This is a genomic window from Oceanobacillus neutriphilus, assembly GCF_014645515.1.
Lineage (GTDB): Bacteria > Bacillota > Bacilli > Bacillales > Amphibacillaceae > Oceanobacillus > Oceanobacillus neutriphilus.
Genome location: NZ_BMLW01000022.1, coordinates 1 through 17,972, shown reverse-complemented (window position 1 = coordinate 17,972; position 17,972 = coordinate 1). Strand labels below are relative to the sequence as shown.

The window sequence follows — 17,972 nt, the reverse complement described above, 5'->3', positions numbered from 1 at the left end:
TAATTATAAGGGATCGATTTTTGAAGAAATTATTATTTTTATTAGCAGGTATGATGTTGTTCTTAGCAGCTTGTAGTGATGACAGCTGTTTCCAAATGTATTGTCTAATTCTTAATGTGGTAATTATAGATGTGCTGGATTGATATGGTAAAATAAAATGCAAGGAAAAATAAAGGAGGGTAAGAATGGAAAATGGGAAACTTAGAGATACGGCAAGCGCCTATGCAATTTTTGCTTTTCTATATTTGATATATGGAATGTATAGAATCTTCGATCGAAATTTTATTTTAACTATTAATCTTGAATTAATTGTCTCAAATTTTCGTTGGGTTAGTTTTTTAAGTGATGTAGCTAGTGTCGGATATAGGGTAGTAGTTTTGCTTGGGATTAGTCTAGTCCTCTACAAACTTATTAACGTTTTGAGAAAAAGTAATGAAAAGACAAACAAGCTCTTAGCAAATATAGCGAACGTCTTCACAGTTTTCGCAACTATATATTTAATTTATTATATTGGAGATAACGTATATAGGTATGTTACTGTTATGCTTGCTAATCCTCATCTCAGTGTATACCAGATGGTCAACTTTGATATTTTGATAGGTGAGATAGCTAACAATGTGTTCAAAGTATTAGTTTTATTTGGATTTGGTGCAATACTTCGCAGGCTATAGGATTGAATGTAAAGCCCTCACAATCAAGTGAAGGGCTGAATTTCATTTTTTTAATGTTTTTGAAAATCCCCTGCATAGCAGGAGGTTTTCAAAAACATTAAAAAGAGACTCCGAAAAATTCGGGAGTCTCATGAATAATTTGCTTGATTTTTAGTGAAATGCGGTCATTTAATTCAATAGACCACTCAAACCGTTGTTGTATCACCGTTTAAGCGAACGACTTACATCATTCCGCCCATTCCACCCATGCCGCCCATATCAGGCATTGCAGGTGCTCCGCCTTCTTCAGGCTTATCTGCTACAACAGCTTCAGTAGTTAAGAACATAGCTGCGACGGATGCTGCGTTTTGAAGTGCAGAACGAGTTACTTTTGTTGGATCAACAATACCAGCTTCAACCATATTTACCCACTCATCAGTAGCTGCATTGTAACCAATACCAACTTTTTCGCCTTTTAGACGCTCTACAATAATAGAACCTTCTAATCCAGCGTTATGAACGATTTGACGAACCGGCTCTTCTAAAGCACGTAATACGATACTTGCACCGGTTGCTTCATCGCCTTCAAGGCCAAGACCAGTTACTTTACCATGAATATTTACAAGTGCTGTACCGCCTCCTGGTACCATTCCTTCTTCTACACCTGCACGGGTAGAGTTAAGCGCATCTTCAATACGAAGCTTGCGTTCTTTTAATTCTGTTTCTGTAGCTGCACCAACTTTGATTACTGCTACACCGCCAGCTAATTTAGCTAAGCGCTCCTGTAATTTTTCTTTATCGAAATCAGAAGTTGTTTCTTCAGCTTGTGCACGGATTTGAGCAACACGGCCGGAAATTGCTTCTGGATCGCCAGAACCTTCAACAATTGTTGTATCTTCTTTCGTTACAACAACTTTTGAAGCAAGCCCTAATTGATCAATGGTTGCTGATTTAAGATCGAGTCCAAGATCCTCTGTAATTACCTCTGCGCCGGTAAGAACAGCAATATCTTCCAGCATTGCTTTACGACGATCACCAAATCCAGGAGCTTTTACAGCCACTACATTAAATGTTCCACGAAGTTTGTTAAGAACCAGTGTAGCAAGCGCTTCTCCTTCCACATCTTCAGCGATCATAAGAAGCGGTTTACCCTGCTGAACAACTTGTTCTAAAACTGGTAATACTTCCTGGATATTTCCAATTTTCTTATCTGTAATTAAGATATATGGATTTTCTAATACAGCTTCCATTTTATCCTGATCAGTAACCATGTAAGGAGAAGAATACCCACGATCAAATTGCATACCTTCTACTACTTCAAGTTCTGTGTTGAAGCCTTTTGATTCTTCAATAGTGATAACACCGTCATTACCTACGCGTTCCATTGCTTCAGCGATTAATTGTCCAACTTCATTATCACCTGAAGATACAGCTGCAATTTGAGAAATTGCTTCTTTACTTTCAATTGGCTGAGAAATATTTTTTAATTCTTCTACAGCTAATGCTACTGCTTTTTCGATTCCGCGGCGAATTCCAACTGGGTTAGCACCGGAAGTAACGTTTTTAAGCCCCTCACGAATCATTGCCTGAGCAAGTACTGTTGCAGTTGTTGTACCATCACCGGCAACATCATTTGTTTTAGAAGCTACTTCGGATACAAGCTGTGCACCCATGTTTTCAAAGGCATCTTCTAATTCAATTTCTTTTGCGATTGTTACACCATCATTTGTAATCAGCGGTGAACCGAATTTCTTATCTAATACCACATTGCGGCCTTTTGGCCCTAATGTTACTTTTACTGCATCTGCTAATGTATCAACGCCACGCAGCATTGCACGACGAGCGTCTTCACTAAATTTAATATCTTTAGCCATGTTAAAATTCCTCCTTCAAATTGATTCAGGGTTTCGTTTCATTAAAGTACATGTTCAAAAAGTTCGATGTGTCATTTTATTGGACTTTTTGAATTTCCTTTTAAAGATTCATCGTATATTTGCTTAGCCTACAATAGCTAAAATATCATTTTCACGAAGAATTAAGTATTCAGTACCTTCATATTTCACTTCAGTACCAGCAAATTTAGAGAAAATAATGCGGTCTCCTTCAGAAACTTCTAAAGCAAATTTTTCCCCATTTTCCACACGTCCAGATCCTACTGCAACTACTTCACCTTCTTGCGGTTTTTCCTTTGCAGAGTCTGGAAGTACGATTCCGCTTGCAGTTGTTTCTTCTTGTTCAACAAGTTTGATAACAACACGATCTCCTAATGGTTTAATCATGTAGAATTGCCTCCTTAATTCCAAATCATTTTATTTTTATTAGCACTCTTATCGAGCGAGTGCTAACTCCAATTAATATAATAATTAATTCTTGCAAAAAATGCAAGCATCATGATGTTGAATTTTTAGAAAAACTTATATTCATTTTTTTGCAGATACGTTGTTTTCCTATACTTAATACTTTAAAACTTTTACTATGATAAAATACTTTTCAGACAGTTACTACCCATCTCATCATATAATGTTTGGAGTAATTTTGTACTAGGAATGGGCAGAATAGATTTTTTTCAGCGTTTGATGCATGATTTCATGTACTTCTGATTATAATTTTCAATGACAGGTGTGTTAGAATATACGTTATGACGAACTTACTCGTGTTGGGATTGGGGAGTACGATTATCCGCCCCAACAAAATCATTTGTAATGCGTTCTGCTCTATTGGACAAGATGGGCAGTTCCTCTTCCCAATTCTCTTTTACAGCTGTTTTTGATTTTAAATTAAAGGAGCGTTTTTATGACTCGAAGATATATATATGTCATGCTTACATATATCATTATGCAAATCTCTGTTTATCTTGCAGTACCATTACTGGTATTGGTATTTCATGCAGACCCGCTGCTTGCTAATATTTATTGGGCTGTTTTTAGTTTTGCCGCCGGTCTTGTGATTGTTCTTTGGCTGTTAAGACCGGATATGCGGGTGCGGGCTCATCCCGACGCTGCGGGTGTGGGTGCTATCATTATCTGGTCTGTTCTCGGTATCTTTATGGCGCTTCTTGCTCAAGGTCTGGCTGCTACGATTGAATTAGAGGTATTGGGAATAGATCCCGGTTCAGAGAATACTCAGGCTCTTATGGGTCTTGCCCGTGTTGCACCTATATTCATTCTTCTTCCGGCAATTTTTGCACCTATATTGGAAGAAATTATTTTCCGGAAAATAATTTTTGGATCTCTGCATAGAAAAATGAACTTTTTCTTCGCAGCCCTTATTTCTTCGCTTATCTTTGCCGTGATTCATTTAGACTTTCTGCATATACTAGTGTATACAGCGATGGGATTTGTTTTTGCTTTTCTTTATGTACAGACAAAGCGTATTATTGTGCCAATCATCGTGCATGCAGGAATGAATACATTTGTGGTTCTGGTTCAACTTTTTTTAGATCCGGAAAAAATTCAACAACAGCTTGAACAAACAATTTTGTTCTTTGGAGGTTAATATGCATCGACCTTATTTAGTTAAAGCAATTGTTTATATATTATTTGGGGCCTTATTTATTTATTTCGGCATCCAGAGTAAAGGAGCAACCGTCTGGGATACAATCACACTTGTATTAGCCGCATTTGCAGCATTAAATTTTTATGCCGGATTCCGGATGCTGCGGTTCTATTTTAAAATAAAGAATAAAAAATAAAAAAACTAGCTCTTAAACAGTCTCTTTCATTTTAGAAGACCTGTAAGGGGCTAGTTTTTTTATGGTTAAACAACATTCAGACTATCCTATTCCTTTTCTAAGGAATAATGCTTGAGAAAATATACAAGCGATTGCAATTCTACTGTTAAATCAATATGATGCACGCGAATATGGCTTGGCACAGTAATACGTGCCGGTGTGAAATTCAAGATTCCTTTAATCCCTAAATCAACCAGCCTCTCTGCAGTAGCATCCGCTTCTTCAGCCGGAATAGTTAAAATGGCGACTTCAATCCCCTTTATTTTCTCTTCCAGCTCGTCTACATGATAAACAGGAACTCCGCCAACCTCAGTCCCTACTTTTGATTCGTCTGCATCAAATGCCATTGTGATACGAATATTATTATTCTTTAAAAAATTATAGTGTAAAAATGCAGTCCCAAGATTTCCAACACCGATCAAAGCAACATTGGTTATCTCATGCTGGTCCAGCGTACTTTTAAAAAACCCTAATAAATATTCGACATTATATCCATAACCCTTTTTCCCAAGGGCTCCAAAGTAGGAAAAATCTCTGCGGATTGTTGCAGAATCTACTTTAACGGCATCACTTAACTCTTTAGAAGATACGCGCATCTTCCCCTGCTGATATAAATTATTGAGAAATCGATAGTATAAAGGCAAACGCTTTGCTGTTGCCTGTGGAATTTTATTTTGTTCCATTGAAACGGCCTCTCTTCAGTTACTAAGTATAGAAAACATACATTTCAAAAAATAAATAATGTGTCAGTGCACTCTATACTATTAATATTAACAGAAATAGAGCCGAGTTGGCGAACTTTATTATAATTTTATTGTAGCTTCCATTTGGATACGTTACACTTATAGGTGGAACTATATTCCCCTTTTACAGGATTGTTCAAAAAGAAAGGATAGTAATTGCACGTATCCTTTCATTATTTTATTTACGTTTTGAACAGCTTTTTTTGACAGTTAAGAAAGTATAAACTTTCTTACTGCATAAGTGTAACTAAGGCTGTCACCTAAAAGCTTGGTGACAACCAAGTTTTCTAATGAGTTAGAAAGGATGGCAATGATGATTTTAATGCAATTAAATGGAATCTCTAAATCCTTTGGAGCAGAAGAGATTCTTTCTAATATAAAAATTGAGATTAAAGATAATGAGCGTATTGCAATAGTCGGCCGAAATGGAGCCGGAAAATCAACCCTGCTAAAAATAATGGCGGGCGAAACCTCTTACGACAGTGGAGAGATTTTCAAACCGAAAGATTTAACATTCGGTTACCTCTCGCAGCATATGACTTTAGAATCCGGTAAAACCATTTGGAAGGAAATGCTGGATGTATTTACTCCGCTTTTGGCAATGGAGAAAAAATTACGTGAACTGGAATCACAGATGGCAGACTCCGCTGCAATGGATCAAGCAGCGTATCAGCTGCTGCTCGAAAGATATGACAAGCTTCAAAACGACTATCAATTGAGCGGCGGATATACGTACCAGGCAGAAATCAAGTCCGTACTAAATGGACTATCCTTTGGAGATTATGATTATGACACATTGATTACGGATTTAAGCGGCGGACAGAAAACAAGACTGGCACTTGGAAAGCTTCTCCTGCAAAAGCCGCAGCTTCTTATTCTGGATGAACCGACAAACCATTTGGATATTGACACACTCACATGGTTAGAAGGCTATTTAGTCAATTATCCCGGCGCCATCGTTATTGTTTCCCATGACCGTTATTTCTTGGATAAAACCGTATCTATTGTTTATGAAATTTCCAGACACCATTCCAAAAAGTTCCATGGAACCTATAGTAATTATTTGACTCAGAAAGCACTTGATTACGAGCAGGAGAAGAAAGAATTTGAGAAACAGCAGACAGAGATCAAGCGCATGGAGGATTTTATCCAGCGCAATCTGGCACGTGCATCAACAACCAAGCGTGCACAAAGCAGACGAAAAAAACTTGAAAAAATAGACCGCCTCGACCGCCCTTCAGGTGATGAATCTTCTGCATCTATTTCTTTCCAGATTAACCGTTTAAGTGGAAATGATGTACTAAAAATAAAGGATCTAGCTTTTCAATATCCAGATACAGACCAGCCGATTTTTCAAAACATTTCACTTCACGCCAACCGCGGCGACCGAATTGCATTGGTTGGTCCAAATGGTGTCGGCAAAACAACGCTATTAAAAAATATTGTAGGTAAGCATCAGCCGAAGCATGGTGAGATACAATTAGGTACTAATGTTCAAGTAGGTTACTACGATCAGGAGCAGGCAAATTTAAACTCTAATAAAACAGTTCTTCAGGAGCTTTGGGATGATTACCCTTTGATTAATGAAAAGGATATCCGCACTATCCTGGGAAATTTTCTGTTCTCCGGCGAGGATGTATTAAAGCCTGTATCAGCCTTGAGCGGCGGCGAAAAATCAAGACTGGCTCTGGCAAAGTTAAAAATGCAAAAAGCAAATTTACTGATACTTGATGAGCCGACAAACCACTTGGACATCGATAGTAAAGAAGTATTAGAAAGTGCGTTAATTGATTTTCCTGGAACAATTGTATTTGTTTCTCATGACCGCTATTTTATTAACCGCATCGCTGATCAAGTTGCAGAAATGCAGGCAGGCAATGTAAAAATATACCTTGGCGACTATGATTACTATTTAGAGAAAAAGGCAGAGGAAGAGGAACGCCGTTTGTTGAAATTACAAGAACAGCAGACAGAGCTGGAAGAGCCTGCTGCCTCTGCAAAAAAGCTCAGCTTCCAGGAAGAAAAACAGCGTCAGCGCGAGGAACGCAAACGCAAACGACGGATTGAAGAACTTGAAACATTGATTGGAGAAAAGGAAACAGAAATTGCTGCAGTTGAACTGGAAATGACCAATCCAGATGTATTTGATGATCATAAAAAGACAATGGAATTAACCGATAAGTTATCCGCTTTAAAAAAAGAACTGGATGATTTTATGGATGAATGGGCAGCATTAGAAGAGAATTAAGCAATTGATATAATTTTCAGATTGTTGTATACTGAAAGCAGGCATAACGATGGCCTGCTTTTTTTACCGCAGTGTAACTGGCTGTAAGACTCCCGCTTCATGAATAGAGAAAGACCACAAATTCTAAGCAGGAGATCAAACAGCCAGTAACGGCCCGATTGGTTCAACTAACAGCGTTTTTGATCGGGCGAGTAATCGCAGTCCCAATCAGAGGGAATGAAAAGCTCCCACTGGTTGAAGTTTCACTTTATAAACTGTACAGGTTTAAAGCAGTAATCACTCTTCCTATGATAGATAATCTAAGGTGATAAATGGAGGTTGTTGTCCCGTGGCGATACCCATCGTTACTTTTTTGTTCTTTATTCTTGTTAGTTTAACGTACTACGCATTCAAGGAAACAATGTTATCCGCCCCGATCAATGAAGAAGTACGTTCAAATTCTTTTCTTCGTTTTTTTCCCTTTGCGGTCATTTTTCTCGGTCTCTTCAGCAGTACCTGGCTTAATGTGGCTGTTTCCCTTCCAATTGCCCGGTATTTCTCCAATTCTGTTTCGCTGTTTTCTCAAGCAATAAATGAATTCATTATTGTGTTTGGCTTTAGCATGCTATTATTTGGAATCTGGTTCAGTTTGGGATTCTTATTACCGAAGTGGCTGGCTAAAAATTATCCTCAGCTTATCCGGAACTGGTTATCCCTGATATTCCGTAATTCTATTATGGAAACAGATATAAATTTACAATCGCTGTCAGATAAACACACGGGTGAAGCTCAGAATATCATTGAATTCAGTGGAAAAGATGTAGGAGAAATTGCAACACATCGTACAGAAATAACTGTTCTGCAAATAGATGCAACACTGGAGGAAGTATTTTCCCTCGTTCAAGAGGTAGAATTTACACGAATTCCAGTTTACGAAGAGGATATTGATCAAATTGCGGGTATATTATATGTGAAAGATTTCTTTCGTATCCTAAAAACAGGTGTATCTCCCGCCTTCTTCTCCTTAAAAAACATTATTCGTCCTGCAGTATATGTTAGAATGAATCAGGAAATCGATGATATTTTTAAGGATATGCGGGAAAGAGATTATACCATCGCCATCGTTCTTGATGAATTTGGAGGCACACATGGGTTAATTACATTAGAAGATATTATCAGAGATATTACAAAAGACTTGTTAGAAGATCAAAAGCCGATTGCAGCTGAATCGAAAGATATTCTGCCTCTTACCGGCAACCGCTATCTGATTAATGGATCAGCCAGTTTATTTGTTTTAGAAGGCACACTCGGTATAGAGTTTCCATTAGATACACCGCACCAAACATTAGACAGTTTTTTATCTGATTTAATTACTCAACAGCCTGAAAATCAGAATAGAATACAATTTAAACATCTGTTATTTGCTATACAGTCTGCAAAAGACGGAAAGATTGAATCTGTGATTGTTACAGTTCATGATGAAGATAGTATGGAGCATCAATTTATTGGTTAATTTATTATAGAGCAAAAGCGCATCAGGATTAAAAATTCTTTCATGCGCTTTTGCTTTTTGTAATTTTATTTAAATAAATAGTCATTCTGTATCGTTTCTTCCACGGCCACTCTATAAATAACTGCTACACCCAGCATTGTGGACATTACCGAGCTTCCCCCATAGCTTATTAAAAGTAAAGGAATACCCGTAATCGGCATAATTCCAACTGTCATACCGATGTTTTGAAAAACATGGACAAGCATTAAGCTTAAAAACCCAAAACAGAAATAAGCTCCAAATGGTGAGTGCTTATATATGTTTAATCCAAGCGTAACTAGTTTATATAAAAACATAAAATAAAGAAGAACTACAAAAGCACTGCCTACAAATCCAAAGCTTTCTCCTATAACAGAGAAAATAAAATCCGTTTGCGCTTCCGGGTAATTTACCTCAATACTCCCCATACCTTTTCCAAACAGCTGTCCTGATCCAAGTGCCATGTGGGAACGTTCAAAGTGGAAATTAGCATCCGGTGCCTGCTGTGACGGATCGAACCAAGTCATAACCCGGTCAATTTGATAGGGCTTTACTCCAAGAGTATCTTCGGCAAATCCCGGAAACTCAATAACAATAAATAAAGCAGCCGCTATAACAGCAACTCCTGAAAGAATCAGAGTAGATATAATCTTCCAATTGATCCCGGATAAAATAATCAGCACGCCTGTAATAAACAGATATACCATTGCTGTTCCGAAGTCCGGCTGCAGCATAATCAGGAACACCGGGATTGCAGTATATAATAACAGCTTTCCGAGCAGCTGAATATCTGTCTTTAAAGTACTTACTTCAAACTTTTCCTTATGTTTGCTGATAACTGCTGCCAGAAAAAGAATTGTAGATATCTTAACAAACTCCGCTGGCTGAATAGTCAGACCAGGTATAAAAGTGTACCAGCTTTTTGCACCATTTCGCGGAGCTGCAATAATATCTGGACTGATAGGGATAAATGCTAATAAAATAACACCTGCTAAATAAATATAGAGACTTGTTTTATACAACTGCTCCAAGTCTAAAAACTGAACAGCTGCAATCATACCAATACCAATCACATAAAAAGCCATTTGTTTCACTAAAAAGTTATTACCGGCATACTGCCCTAATTGCTGTGCGTTATATATTGCTAAAAAGCTTATTATTGCAAAAGCAAGCAATAATAAGATTAAATCGGTTTGAAAGTAATAATTTTGTTTTTTGTTCATCGGACTCCCACCAAATTTCTTCTGTCGCTATCCTGTCATTTTATGAAGCTGCTCCTGCCTTCATTCTTCATAATTATCGTTAGCGAAAATTCAAAATAGCCAATTATTCCATAAAGACTGCATCACATATTTATCCGTAGGCTTTGACGTTGATCAGCTATTCTTATTCTAACATTAAAGAAGGATTTGCGTTTAAATCAAGTTCAGCAAATTTTTCTTTTTCATATAAAATCGTTCCGGCAGCCGCAATCATAGCTGCATTATCTGTACATAAATGGATCGGAGGAATGTACAAATCAATATCTTCGCTGCTAAAACGGTTTTTCAAACTCTTCCGCAAGCCTTTATTTGCTGCAACACCACCGGCAACAATAACCTGCTTCACATTATACTCCTGTGCTGCACGATATGCTTTCTCCGTTAGTACTTCAATAACACTTTGCTGAAAGCTTGCTGCAACGTCAGCAGGGGTTAAAGTCTCACCACGCTGCTCTGCATTATGCAGTGTATTTATGACAGCCGATTTTAAACCACTAAAGCTAAAGTCATAGCTTCCTTCCTCCAGCCATGCGCGCGGAAAATCAATAGTTGCTTTTCCTTCAGCGCTTAAACGATCAATTTCCGGGCCGCCTGGATAAGGCAGATTCAGCATTCTTGCAACTTTATCATAAGCCTCTCCTGCTGCGTCATCTCTTGTTTCACCGATTAGCTCATAATCATAATGGTCTTTCATAATGACAAGCTCTGTATGCCCTCCTGAGACAATCAGGGCTAATAAAGGAAAAGCAAACTCATTTTCCAAACGGTTTGCATAAATATGTCCGGCAATGTGATGTACACCAATAAGCGGCTTATTTTTTGCAAAGGCGAGAGCTTTCGCTGCATTGACGCCAACAAGAAGCGCCCCTACTAATCCCGGCCCCTCTGTGACAGCAATTGCATCAATATCATCCCAGGTTACTTCTGCCTGTTTTACTGCTTCTTCTAAAACCATTGTAATTTGCTCTACATGATGTCTGGAGGCTATTTCAGGAACAACACCGCCAAAACGTTTATGGCTTTCAATTTGAGAAGCAACCACGTTAGAAAGGATTTCGCGTCCGTTCTTTACAATCGATGCAGCTGTTTCATCACAGCTTGTTTCTATGCCTAAAATTATCGTATTTTTTTTCATTTTAAATTCACCCACATTACAATAGCATCTTCAAAATTATCCGTATAATAATGCTTTCGGATTCCGCCGGGAACAAGCCCGAATTTCTTATATAAAGACTGTGCGGCTATATTAGAAACACGCACCTCTAAGGACAGCCGTTCTACTCCTTTGCCAGTCATAAATGTTAGAGCATATCCAAATAGCTTTTCACCGATTTTACGTCCACGCACATCGGGATGTATAGCAAAGTTTGTAATTTGTCCATCTTCAAATACGATCCACGTTCCGATATAGCCAATAATTCTTTCATCCAGACAGGTAACAAAATAATAAGCATGATCATTTTCACACAGCTCTTTATAAAAAATCTCCGCATCCCATGGTCCTGTAAAAGACGCCTTCTCTACTTCGAGTACTCCTGGAACATCCTCCAGATTCATCTGCCGAATAATAATCTCGCTCATGAGTCTGCTTTTTCCTTTTGCTTTTTTTGCCAATTGGCTTCGGCCTCTGCCAAACGGAGATAATTCGGAACAAGCGTATGAACAGAACCAGCTTCTCTGTCTTCACCTAATAGAGCCAAATGGGCCGCTCTTGGAAGCTGAAATGATTTATCAGCGAATACAGCCTTATCCTGTAAATACTCTGTAATAAGCTCTTTAAAAGCCTCTGTGTCCTGGCTTAAAAACAGCACTCTTTCTCCTGTTTTTTGCAGCTTTACAAGCCATTCTGTCATTAATATATTTTCTTCTTCCATCACTATTTCAAGCTTCTCATTTTTCCATTGAAAGGCGCCCGTGTAAACTAAACCACGTCTGGCATCAAAAAATGGGCATATGATTCCATCAAATAAAATCCCCTGATAAGCTAATGCTTCCAGGCTTGACACACCGATAACCGGAATATCTAATGCCCAGGCCATTGTTTTAGCTGTGGCCAGGCCAATTCGAACCCCTGTATAAGAGCCTGGTCCTTGGGCAACAATAATCCGATCTAATTCAGAAGGCTTCACATTCACATCCTTCATCAGCTTTTCCACTGCAGGCATTAAACGCACAGAGTGATTTTTAGCAATATTGGTGGTGATTTCACCAATGAGTTGTTTATCATCTAATAATGCCACACTTAAAACTTGATTGGAAGTATCCATCGCAAGTATTTTCATACAAAAACTCCTAACTCAATGCTTTGACAACTTGTTCAAAATGCTCCCCGAAAGGAGTAAGTGTTATTTCACGCTGGTTAACATTATCAGCATAACGAAGCGTAATATCCAAACGTTCTTTTGGCAGAAAATCTTCAATAAAACTGGCCCATTCAATCACGGTAATGCCACCCGCAAAGAAATAGTCATCAAAGCCGATATCCTCCATCGAATTCTCCAGACGATACACATCCATATGATAAAGCGGCAGGCGGCCACGGTATTCCTTTACAATGGTAAAAGTCGGACTGCTGATATTCCGCTTAATATCCATCCCTTTTGCCAGTCCTTTCGTAAAGGCAGTCTTTCCGACACCTAATTGTCCTTCAAGGGTCAAGACATCATTTGGCTGTAATTCTTGCGCTAACCGGTATGCAAAATCCTGTGTATCCTTTTCTGTTCTTAAAAGCATTTGCAACGCATCCACCTACTTTAAATGTGTGTATCCACTTTTCGTTAATTGCTTTACCTCTTCCTGTGATTGAATAAGAACACGCGGTTCATCCGATTCACGTACATACCCAATCTGCTTAATCGGGGTATTTTCCTGATAAGCGATTTCCTGTACCCTCGCCCATTCCTGCTTGGATACTGTCCCTAAAAGTTCAAAGTCTTCTCCACCTGACAGTTTCCATTCGTACTGCTGCTTCTCAGAAAACTGATGAAAGGTTTGAGAAACAGGAATCTTCTCTTCTATAATAATAAGTTCCACTCCGGAAGCCTCTGCTATCTCATTTGCTTCATTTGAAATCCCGTCACTAATATCATTTAATGCCACACGTTCTATTTCCCGCAATCCTAACGCAAATGCTGCTCTTGGCTGCGGCAACCGATGGCGTTTTATATAATAGTCTTTGTCCTTACATTTCTGCTGATGCAGCAGTATCTCAAGTCCAGCTCTTGAATCGCCCAATGTTCCTGTTGCAAAGATAATATCTCCCGGCCTCGCATGGCTTCGATACCTTGCTCTTTCTTTTGACACATAGCCCATTGCCGTAATGGAGATCATTAAACGATCACTCGACACCGTGTCTCCGCCAATTAAATCCATTTGATACATTGACGCAAGCTCATTCATTCCCTGATAAATTCCCTCTAATGCCTCCTGATTCCACTTTTTTGGAATACACATAGAAACCAGATAAAAGGCCGGTTTTGCCCCCATTGCTGCTAAATCACTAATATTTGCAGCAAGTACACGATACCCGATATGAAAAGGCTCCATCGTCTCTAAAGAAAAATGAATATCCTCTACAAAAGTATCTACTGTTGTGACAACGTCTGAGGTGCTGCGAAAAACGGCAGCATCATCACCAATTCCTTTGATCAATGTCGGTTGATTATATGCTTTTGGTTTAATGGCATTAATAAATGAAAATTCATCCACGATATCACCAATTCCTTTATTCTGGTCGGGAAAGTATAAGAAAATTACGAGTTAAAGAATGCTCGAGCCAGCCACATCCTTGTATTAATAAGGAAATGTAAATACATTCTATTTAATCTATTACTTATCATAGCAAATCAAAGGCAAAAAATAAAAATTTATGTCATAAAAATGACTACAAATTATTGCTTCGAACCTTTTTACTTATTTACAGTCTGATTAACCATACTGTCTCATTTATGGCATTAAAAAAACACATGTTTCTTAGCGGAAACCATGTGTTGCAGTTTACTATTATTTTAAAAATCATGGCGGTCCGGACGGGACTCGAACCCGCGACCTCCTGCGTGACAGGCAGGCATTCTAACCAACTGAACTACCGGACCTAAGTATGTAACATTTCACTGTTTATCCAGTACTTCGATGGTGAATCTGGATCTTATTTGGTTGCGGGGGTAGGATTTGAACCTACGACCTTTGGGTTATGAGCCCAACGAGCTACCGGACTGCTCCACCCCGCGATATGAATAATTAGTATTTTTTTCAATTCCTTATTTAAGGACAAGATTTATTATATCTTCTTTTAAGGAATAATGCAATACCTTTTTAAAACTTTTTTATTTTTAATTGCTTATCTATAAGTTTACCCAGAATGCGAGTTGATTATAACTGTTTTGAATCATATTAAATAATTACTTTATAGTAGATACCGATATATGACTTCTTTAAAACATCTATTATCATTAAACGCATCATCTGATATAATTTGTTAATATATTACATTTAATCTATATCATTTATAATTTCAAAAAGCACCAAATAATAATAAGGAGAATATTGAATTGACTATAACAGCCTTTATCCTGCTCCTGCTAATTATACTTCCATTTATTGCATTTGTATTATTTTCAGTATTAAAAAATAAAAAACTTAGATTACGCTCTTATTACTTAATAGAAGCTCTGCTTGTTTTATTATTTACATCTATTGGTCATTTATATTATTACAACGTTTATAATTTAAATATTTTACCGGATAAAGAAAATTTAAATACCTTTGTTCTTGTCCTGTTAGTCGGCACAATTGCCATGTATATTTATCACACTATCTACATCAAAATAAAAAAAGCAGAAAAATTATCTATTCAAGCAATTGCTACTTTCTTCCTGTTCACTATACTCTTTTTCATTTGGATAATTCCTTTAGGACATAAATATTTATATGTGGACAGGCTGGATACAAAAGAGGGATTATTTGCAAATCCACATATGGAGGAAGCAATGATTGAAGAGGATAAGAATATAATGGTTGGGCTAATTGATTCATCATACGATCCATTGATGCAGCCACGTACGAGCAGATCCTATGAAAATTACTTTTACATAAAAAATAATGGAAGCATCCCATATAACGGAAATATATTTTTATTATTGTTTGACGAAGATGATGAGCCTATCACTGTAAAGTTGTTTGAAGATATTACAATTGCCCCAAACTCTGAGCAGCTCCTCATTGAACCAAGAAAAAATTCTTTTCATCCCAGTGAATGGAACGAGCATTCGTTTACTACAAAGCAAAAGGTTGAAACCTTCGAAGCAGTAATAACAGGCAAATAGATTGTTTATCTGATAATTATATTTATAAAAAAAACGCTTATGTTATCTATTAAACTAGACAACATAGGCGTTTTTACAGTCAGTTATTGAGACTTATCAATCTGATTTAGTATGGAAAGAAAATTTATATTTTCTTTATGCATGTATCAGTCTCTCTTATTAATGCACATATTTTTTTATAATCAGCGTCTGTACAATCATAAACATTCCACCAACAGCCCAATACAAAGGCAGCGCTGCAGGTGCACTTAAGGAGACGAGCCCAATCATAATTGGGGATATAAAGCTCATAATAGCCATTTGCTTTCGCTGAGCTTCATCCAGACCAATAAGACTTACTCTTGCCTGCAGATAATAAATAAGTACTGCAAAAACAACAAACAAAATATCGGTCTCTCCTAGGTTAAACCACAGAAATGAGTGTTCAGCTATTTCCGGGGTCCGCCTAATAGCATAATAGAATCCCAGGAGAATTGGCATTTGAATGATCAGCGGCAAACACCCTACAGCCATCTTTGCAGGATTAAAATCGTGTTTTTTATAAACCTCACTCAGCTCTCTCTGCATACTTAACTGATCTTCTGTATTGCTCTTTCCTTTATATTTCTTTTGAATTTCATCCATCTCAGGCTTCATGACTGCCATTTTCTTTTGCGAGTCTTTACTATTCTTTGACTGCTTGATAAAGAATGGCATTAATACAAATCTGATAATAATTGTAATCAATACAATAGCAATTCCGAAGTTCCCCTGAAATAAAGAAGCGATCTTTTTGATCAGCAAGGAAAAGGTATATACAAAATAATGATCAAAGAATCCTGTTGATGAGCTATCGATAGGTGCGTTATTACCTCCACATCCTGCAAGTGCTAAAACAAGCAGTAATACTAAAAAGAAAAACCTGTATTTTTTAAAGGCTGTGAGTAAGCCATGTTTTTCCATAATTGTCCTCCTCTTATTTTAAACTCATTTTTAAAATAAGAGGGTGTATTGTCTGTTTTATCATCTTTTTGATCTACTCTTTTAAATGTAATAATAAGCCAAATCATAAAGGGTTCATTAATAATTAATGTCTTCCCCATCTGATTTATATTTATTTTAATATTCTGGTGTTTGCTGGCAAAAGAGTATTCATAGATAACCGGGATATTATGGTGCAGGTTAACAAAATACATAATTCCCATTGTCATCAAAACAACACCAAAATACATATAAAAGATGGAAGAATCCAAGAGCGCATTATCAAACAATTCCAAAAACACAGTTACTCACCTCCTTTACTAATTTAAAAGTTAATGTTTAAGCTGATTATAATTATATCAAAAAAATAAAGGATTTCCTAACTGCAGCTACTTTGAGAAAAAAGGCAGATTATTATTGCTTTGCTTTTGTATTAATTTAGGTCATAGAGTAAAATAATATAAAAATACCCGACTACACTTACACTAAAGGAGCTGGCGGAATATGACAGTATATATTGCATTGTTACGAGGTATTAATGTAGGAGGAAAAAATAAGATCAAGATGGCGGAATTACGAGAATCGCTTACAGCAATAGGTTTAGAAAACGTTCGTACATATATACAAAGCGGAAATATTTTATTTCAATCAGGTAAGCAGGAAAAGAAACTTAGCGAGGAAATAGAGCATAAAATTATGCAAGATTACAGACTTTCCATTCCGGTGACTTTAAGAACTAGAGAGGAATTGGAACAGATAACGACAGCTTGTCCCTTTTCCACTGAAGAGATCACAAAGGCTGAAGCAGATTCTATAGGAGAGAGTCTCTATGTGGCTTTTTTCTCAAGCAATCTGTCTAAAGTTAATTTAGAAAGCTTACAAAAATTCCAAAATAAAAATGAAAAATATCATATTCAAAACAAAGAAATCTATCTTCTTTTTCATAATAGTATTCGCAATTCGAAACTCGCAAATCAGCTTCAGAAATTAGATATTCAGTCTACAACTCGTAATTGGAAAACAGTCAATAAATTGGCGGAAATAGTTAAAGCAGCAGAATAAATAGTTTAGGTAAAAAATATCAAAACTTCGAAACATTGGTGATGCAAGTAATTACAATGCTTCTTAGCTGGACAAGTTAGATTGATCCCAAAAGCACACGCGGAGCTTCTCTTTAGTCCTCTAATACTTTTACTTACTCAAAAAAAAGAGCCAAGCATTTAAGCTTAACTCTTTTTCAATGTGCCTGGCNCGTCCTACTCTCGCAGGGGGAAGCCCCCAACTACCATTGGCGCTGAAGAACTTAACTTCTGTGTTCGGCATGGGAACAGGTGTGACCTCTTCGCTATCGCTACCAGACCTACAGGATGTAGGCTGTTCGATGTTGTCCACACGACGTGGACAATTTTAATCAAACATCCTTAACTGTATTCAATTCGGATTTGCACCCTGAAAACTAAATAAGAGTAACGTGACATCAAAAACTTAGATAAGTCCTCAATCGATTAGTATCCGTCAGCTGCACGTGTCGCCACGCTTCCACCT

Annotated in this window: 18 protein-coding genes, 2 tRNA genes and 1 rRNA gene; 7 read left to right on the top strand and 14 right to left on the bottom strand. The window is 37.4% G+C overall.

Features of this window, described 5'->3' with window-relative positions; genetic code table 11:
- The first annotated feature begins 185 nt into the window (after positions 1–185).
- Entirely contained in the window at positions 186–671 is a 486-nt protein-coding gene (locus IEX29_RS24865; protein WP_188738309.1) for a hypothetical protein, read from the top strand.
- 221 nt (positions 672–892) lie between these two features.
- Here IEX29_RS24865 and groL read toward each other — a convergent pair whose 3' ends face one another.
- Together groL and groES are read right to left on the bottom strand one after the other, a co-directional pair.
- Positions 893–2,524: a chaperonin GroEL gene (gene groL, locus IEX29_RS24860; RefSeq protein WP_188738307.1), complete on the bottom strand. Its 1,632-nt coding sequence runs from the start codon at positions 2,522–2,524 to the stop codon at positions 893–895.
- Positions 2,525–2,647: 123 nt separating this feature from the next.
- Positions 2,648–2,929: a co-chaperone GroES gene (gene groES, locus IEX29_RS24855; protein WP_188738305.1), complete on the bottom strand. Its 282-nt coding sequence runs from the start codon at positions 2,927–2,929 to the stop codon at positions 2,648–2,650.
- Between the two features lie 514 nt (positions 2,930–3,443).
- Here groES and IEX29_RS24850 point away from each other — a divergent pair.
- Together IEX29_RS24850 and IEX29_RS24845 are read left to right on the top strand one after the other, a co-directional pair.
- Positions 3,444–4,145, top strand: coding sequence for a CPBP family intramembrane glutamic endopeptidase (locus IEX29_RS24850; RefSeq protein WP_188738303.1), 702 nt, complete (start codon positions 3,444–3,446; stop codon positions 4,143–4,145).
- A 1-nt stretch (position 4,146) separates the two neighbouring features.
- Complete coding sequence (locus tag IEX29_RS24845) at positions 4,147–4,341, top strand: YdiK family protein (protein ID WP_188738301.1); 195 nt, start codon at positions 4,147–4,149, stop codon at positions 4,339–4,341.
- An 86-nt stretch (positions 4,342–4,427) separates the two neighbouring features.
- On the opposite strand, the gene IEX29_RS24840 is transcribed toward IEX29_RS24845, so the two are convergent.
- Entirely contained in the window at positions 4,428–5,063 is a 636-nt protein-coding gene (locus tag IEX29_RS24840; RefSeq protein WP_188738298.1) for a redox-sensing transcriptional repressor Rex, read from the bottom strand.
- A gap of 373 nt (positions 5,064–5,436) precedes the next feature.
- Between IEX29_RS24840 and IEX29_RS24835 the strand changes: the two genes are divergently transcribed.
- Complete coding sequence (locus tag IEX29_RS24835) at positions 5,437–7,371, top strand: ABC-F family ATP-binding cassette domain-containing protein (RefSeq protein WP_188738364.1); 1,935 nt, start codon at positions 5,437–5,439, stop codon at positions 7,369–7,371.
- Positions 7,372–7,699: 328 nt separating this feature from the next.
- Positions 7,700–8,863: a CBS domain-containing protein gene (locus IEX29_RS24830; RefSeq protein ID WP_188738296.1), complete on the top strand. Its 1,164-nt coding sequence runs from the start codon at positions 7,700–7,702 to the stop codon at positions 8,861–8,863.
- 65 nt (positions 8,864–8,928) lie between these two features.
- On the opposite strand, the gene IEX29_RS24825 is transcribed toward IEX29_RS24830, so the two are convergent.
- The 8 genes from IEX29_RS24825 to IEX29_RS24790 form a co-directional block, all read right to left on the bottom strand.
- The gene (locus tag IEX29_RS24825; RefSeq protein ID WP_188738294.1) at positions 8,929–10,104 is read right to left on the bottom strand and encodes an FtsW/RodA/SpoVE family cell cycle protein; all 1,176 of its coding nucleotides are present in this window, start codon (positions 10,102–10,104) and stop codon (positions 8,929–8,931) included.
- A 163-nt stretch (positions 10,105–10,267) separates the two neighbouring features.
- On the bottom strand, positions 10,268–11,278 hold the full coding sequence (tsaD, locus tag IEX29_RS24820) for a tRNA (adenosine(37)-N6)-threonylcarbamoyltransferase complex transferase subunit TsaD (protein WP_188738292.1): 1,011 nt from the start codon (positions 11,276–11,278) through the stop codon (positions 10,268–10,270).
- Positions 11,275–11,724, bottom strand: coding sequence for a ribosomal protein S18-alanine N-acetyltransferase (gene rimI, locus IEX29_RS24815; protein ID WP_188738290.1), 450 nt, complete (start codon positions 11,722–11,724; stop codon positions 11,275–11,277). The genes tsaD and rimI overlap by 4 nt, the downstream gene beginning before the upstream one ends.
- Positions 11,721–12,425 (bottom strand): tRNA (adenosine(37)-N6)-threonylcarbamoyltransferase complex dimerization subunit type 1 TsaB, encoded by a 705-nt coding sequence (gene tsaB, locus IEX29_RS24810; RefSeq protein WP_188738288.1) that lies wholly within the window; start codon positions 12,423–12,425, stop codon positions 11,721–11,723. Before tsaB ends, rimI begins: the two co-directional genes overlap by 4 nt.
- A gap of 10 nt (positions 12,426–12,435) precedes the next feature.
- Positions 12,436–12,876 carry a tRNA (adenosine(37)-N6)-threonylcarbamoyltransferase complex ATPase subunit type 1 TsaE gene (tsaE, locus tag IEX29_RS24805; RefSeq protein ID WP_188738286.1) on the bottom strand — a complete coding sequence of 147 codons (441 nt, stop codon included), beginning with the start codon at positions 12,874–12,876 and terminating at the stop codon, positions 12,436–12,438.
- A gap of 15 nt (positions 12,877–12,891) precedes the next feature.
- Positions 12,892–13,851 carry a thiamine-phosphate kinase gene (gene thiL / locus IEX29_RS24800; RefSeq protein WP_188738284.1) on the bottom strand — a complete coding sequence of 320 codons (960 nt, stop codon included), beginning with the start codon at positions 13,849–13,851 and terminating at the stop codon, positions 12,892–12,894.
- 309 nt (positions 13,852–14,160) lie between these two features.
- Positions 14,161–14,237, bottom strand: a tRNA-Asp gene (locus tag IEX29_RS24795).
- Positions 14,238–14,295: 58 nt separating this feature from the next.
- Positions 14,296–14,372, bottom strand: a tRNA-Met gene (locus tag IEX29_RS24790).
- 321 nt (positions 14,373–14,693) lie between these two features.
- Between IEX29_RS24790 and IEX29_RS24785 the strand changes: the two genes are divergently transcribed.
- The gene (locus IEX29_RS24785; protein ID WP_188738282.1) at positions 14,694–15,467 is read left to right on the top strand and encodes a hypothetical protein; all 774 of its coding nucleotides are present in this window, start codon (positions 14,694–14,696) and stop codon (positions 15,465–15,467) included.
- A 159-nt stretch (positions 15,468–15,626) separates the two neighbouring features.
- Here IEX29_RS24785 and yidC read toward each other — a convergent pair whose 3' ends face one another.
- The gene (gene yidC / locus IEX29_RS24780) at positions 15,627–16,409 is read right to left on the bottom strand and encodes a membrane protein insertase YidC (protein ID WP_188738280.1); all 783 of its coding nucleotides are present in this window, start codon (positions 16,407–16,409) and stop codon (positions 15,627–15,629) included.
- Positions 16,355–16,729, bottom strand: a complete 375-nt coding sequence (locus IEX29_RS24775; protein ID WP_188738278.1) for a hypothetical protein — start codon at positions 16,727–16,729, stop codon at positions 16,355–16,357. Before IEX29_RS24775 ends, yidC begins: the two co-directional genes overlap by 55 nt.
- Before the next feature lie 202 nt (positions 16,730–16,931).
- On the opposite strand from IEX29_RS24775, the gene IEX29_RS24770 reads away from it, so the two are divergent.
- Positions 16,932–17,489: a DUF1697 domain-containing protein gene (locus IEX29_RS24770; protein WP_188738276.1), complete on the top strand. Its 558-nt coding sequence runs from the start codon at positions 16,932–16,934 to the stop codon at positions 17,487–17,489.
- A gap of 182 nt (positions 17,490–17,671) precedes the next feature.
- Here the strand turns inward: IEX29_RS24770 and rrf are convergent.
- Positions 17,672–17,786, bottom strand: a 5S ribosomal RNA gene (gene rrf, locus IEX29_RS24765).
- Positions 17,787–17,972 lie beyond the last annotated feature (186 nt).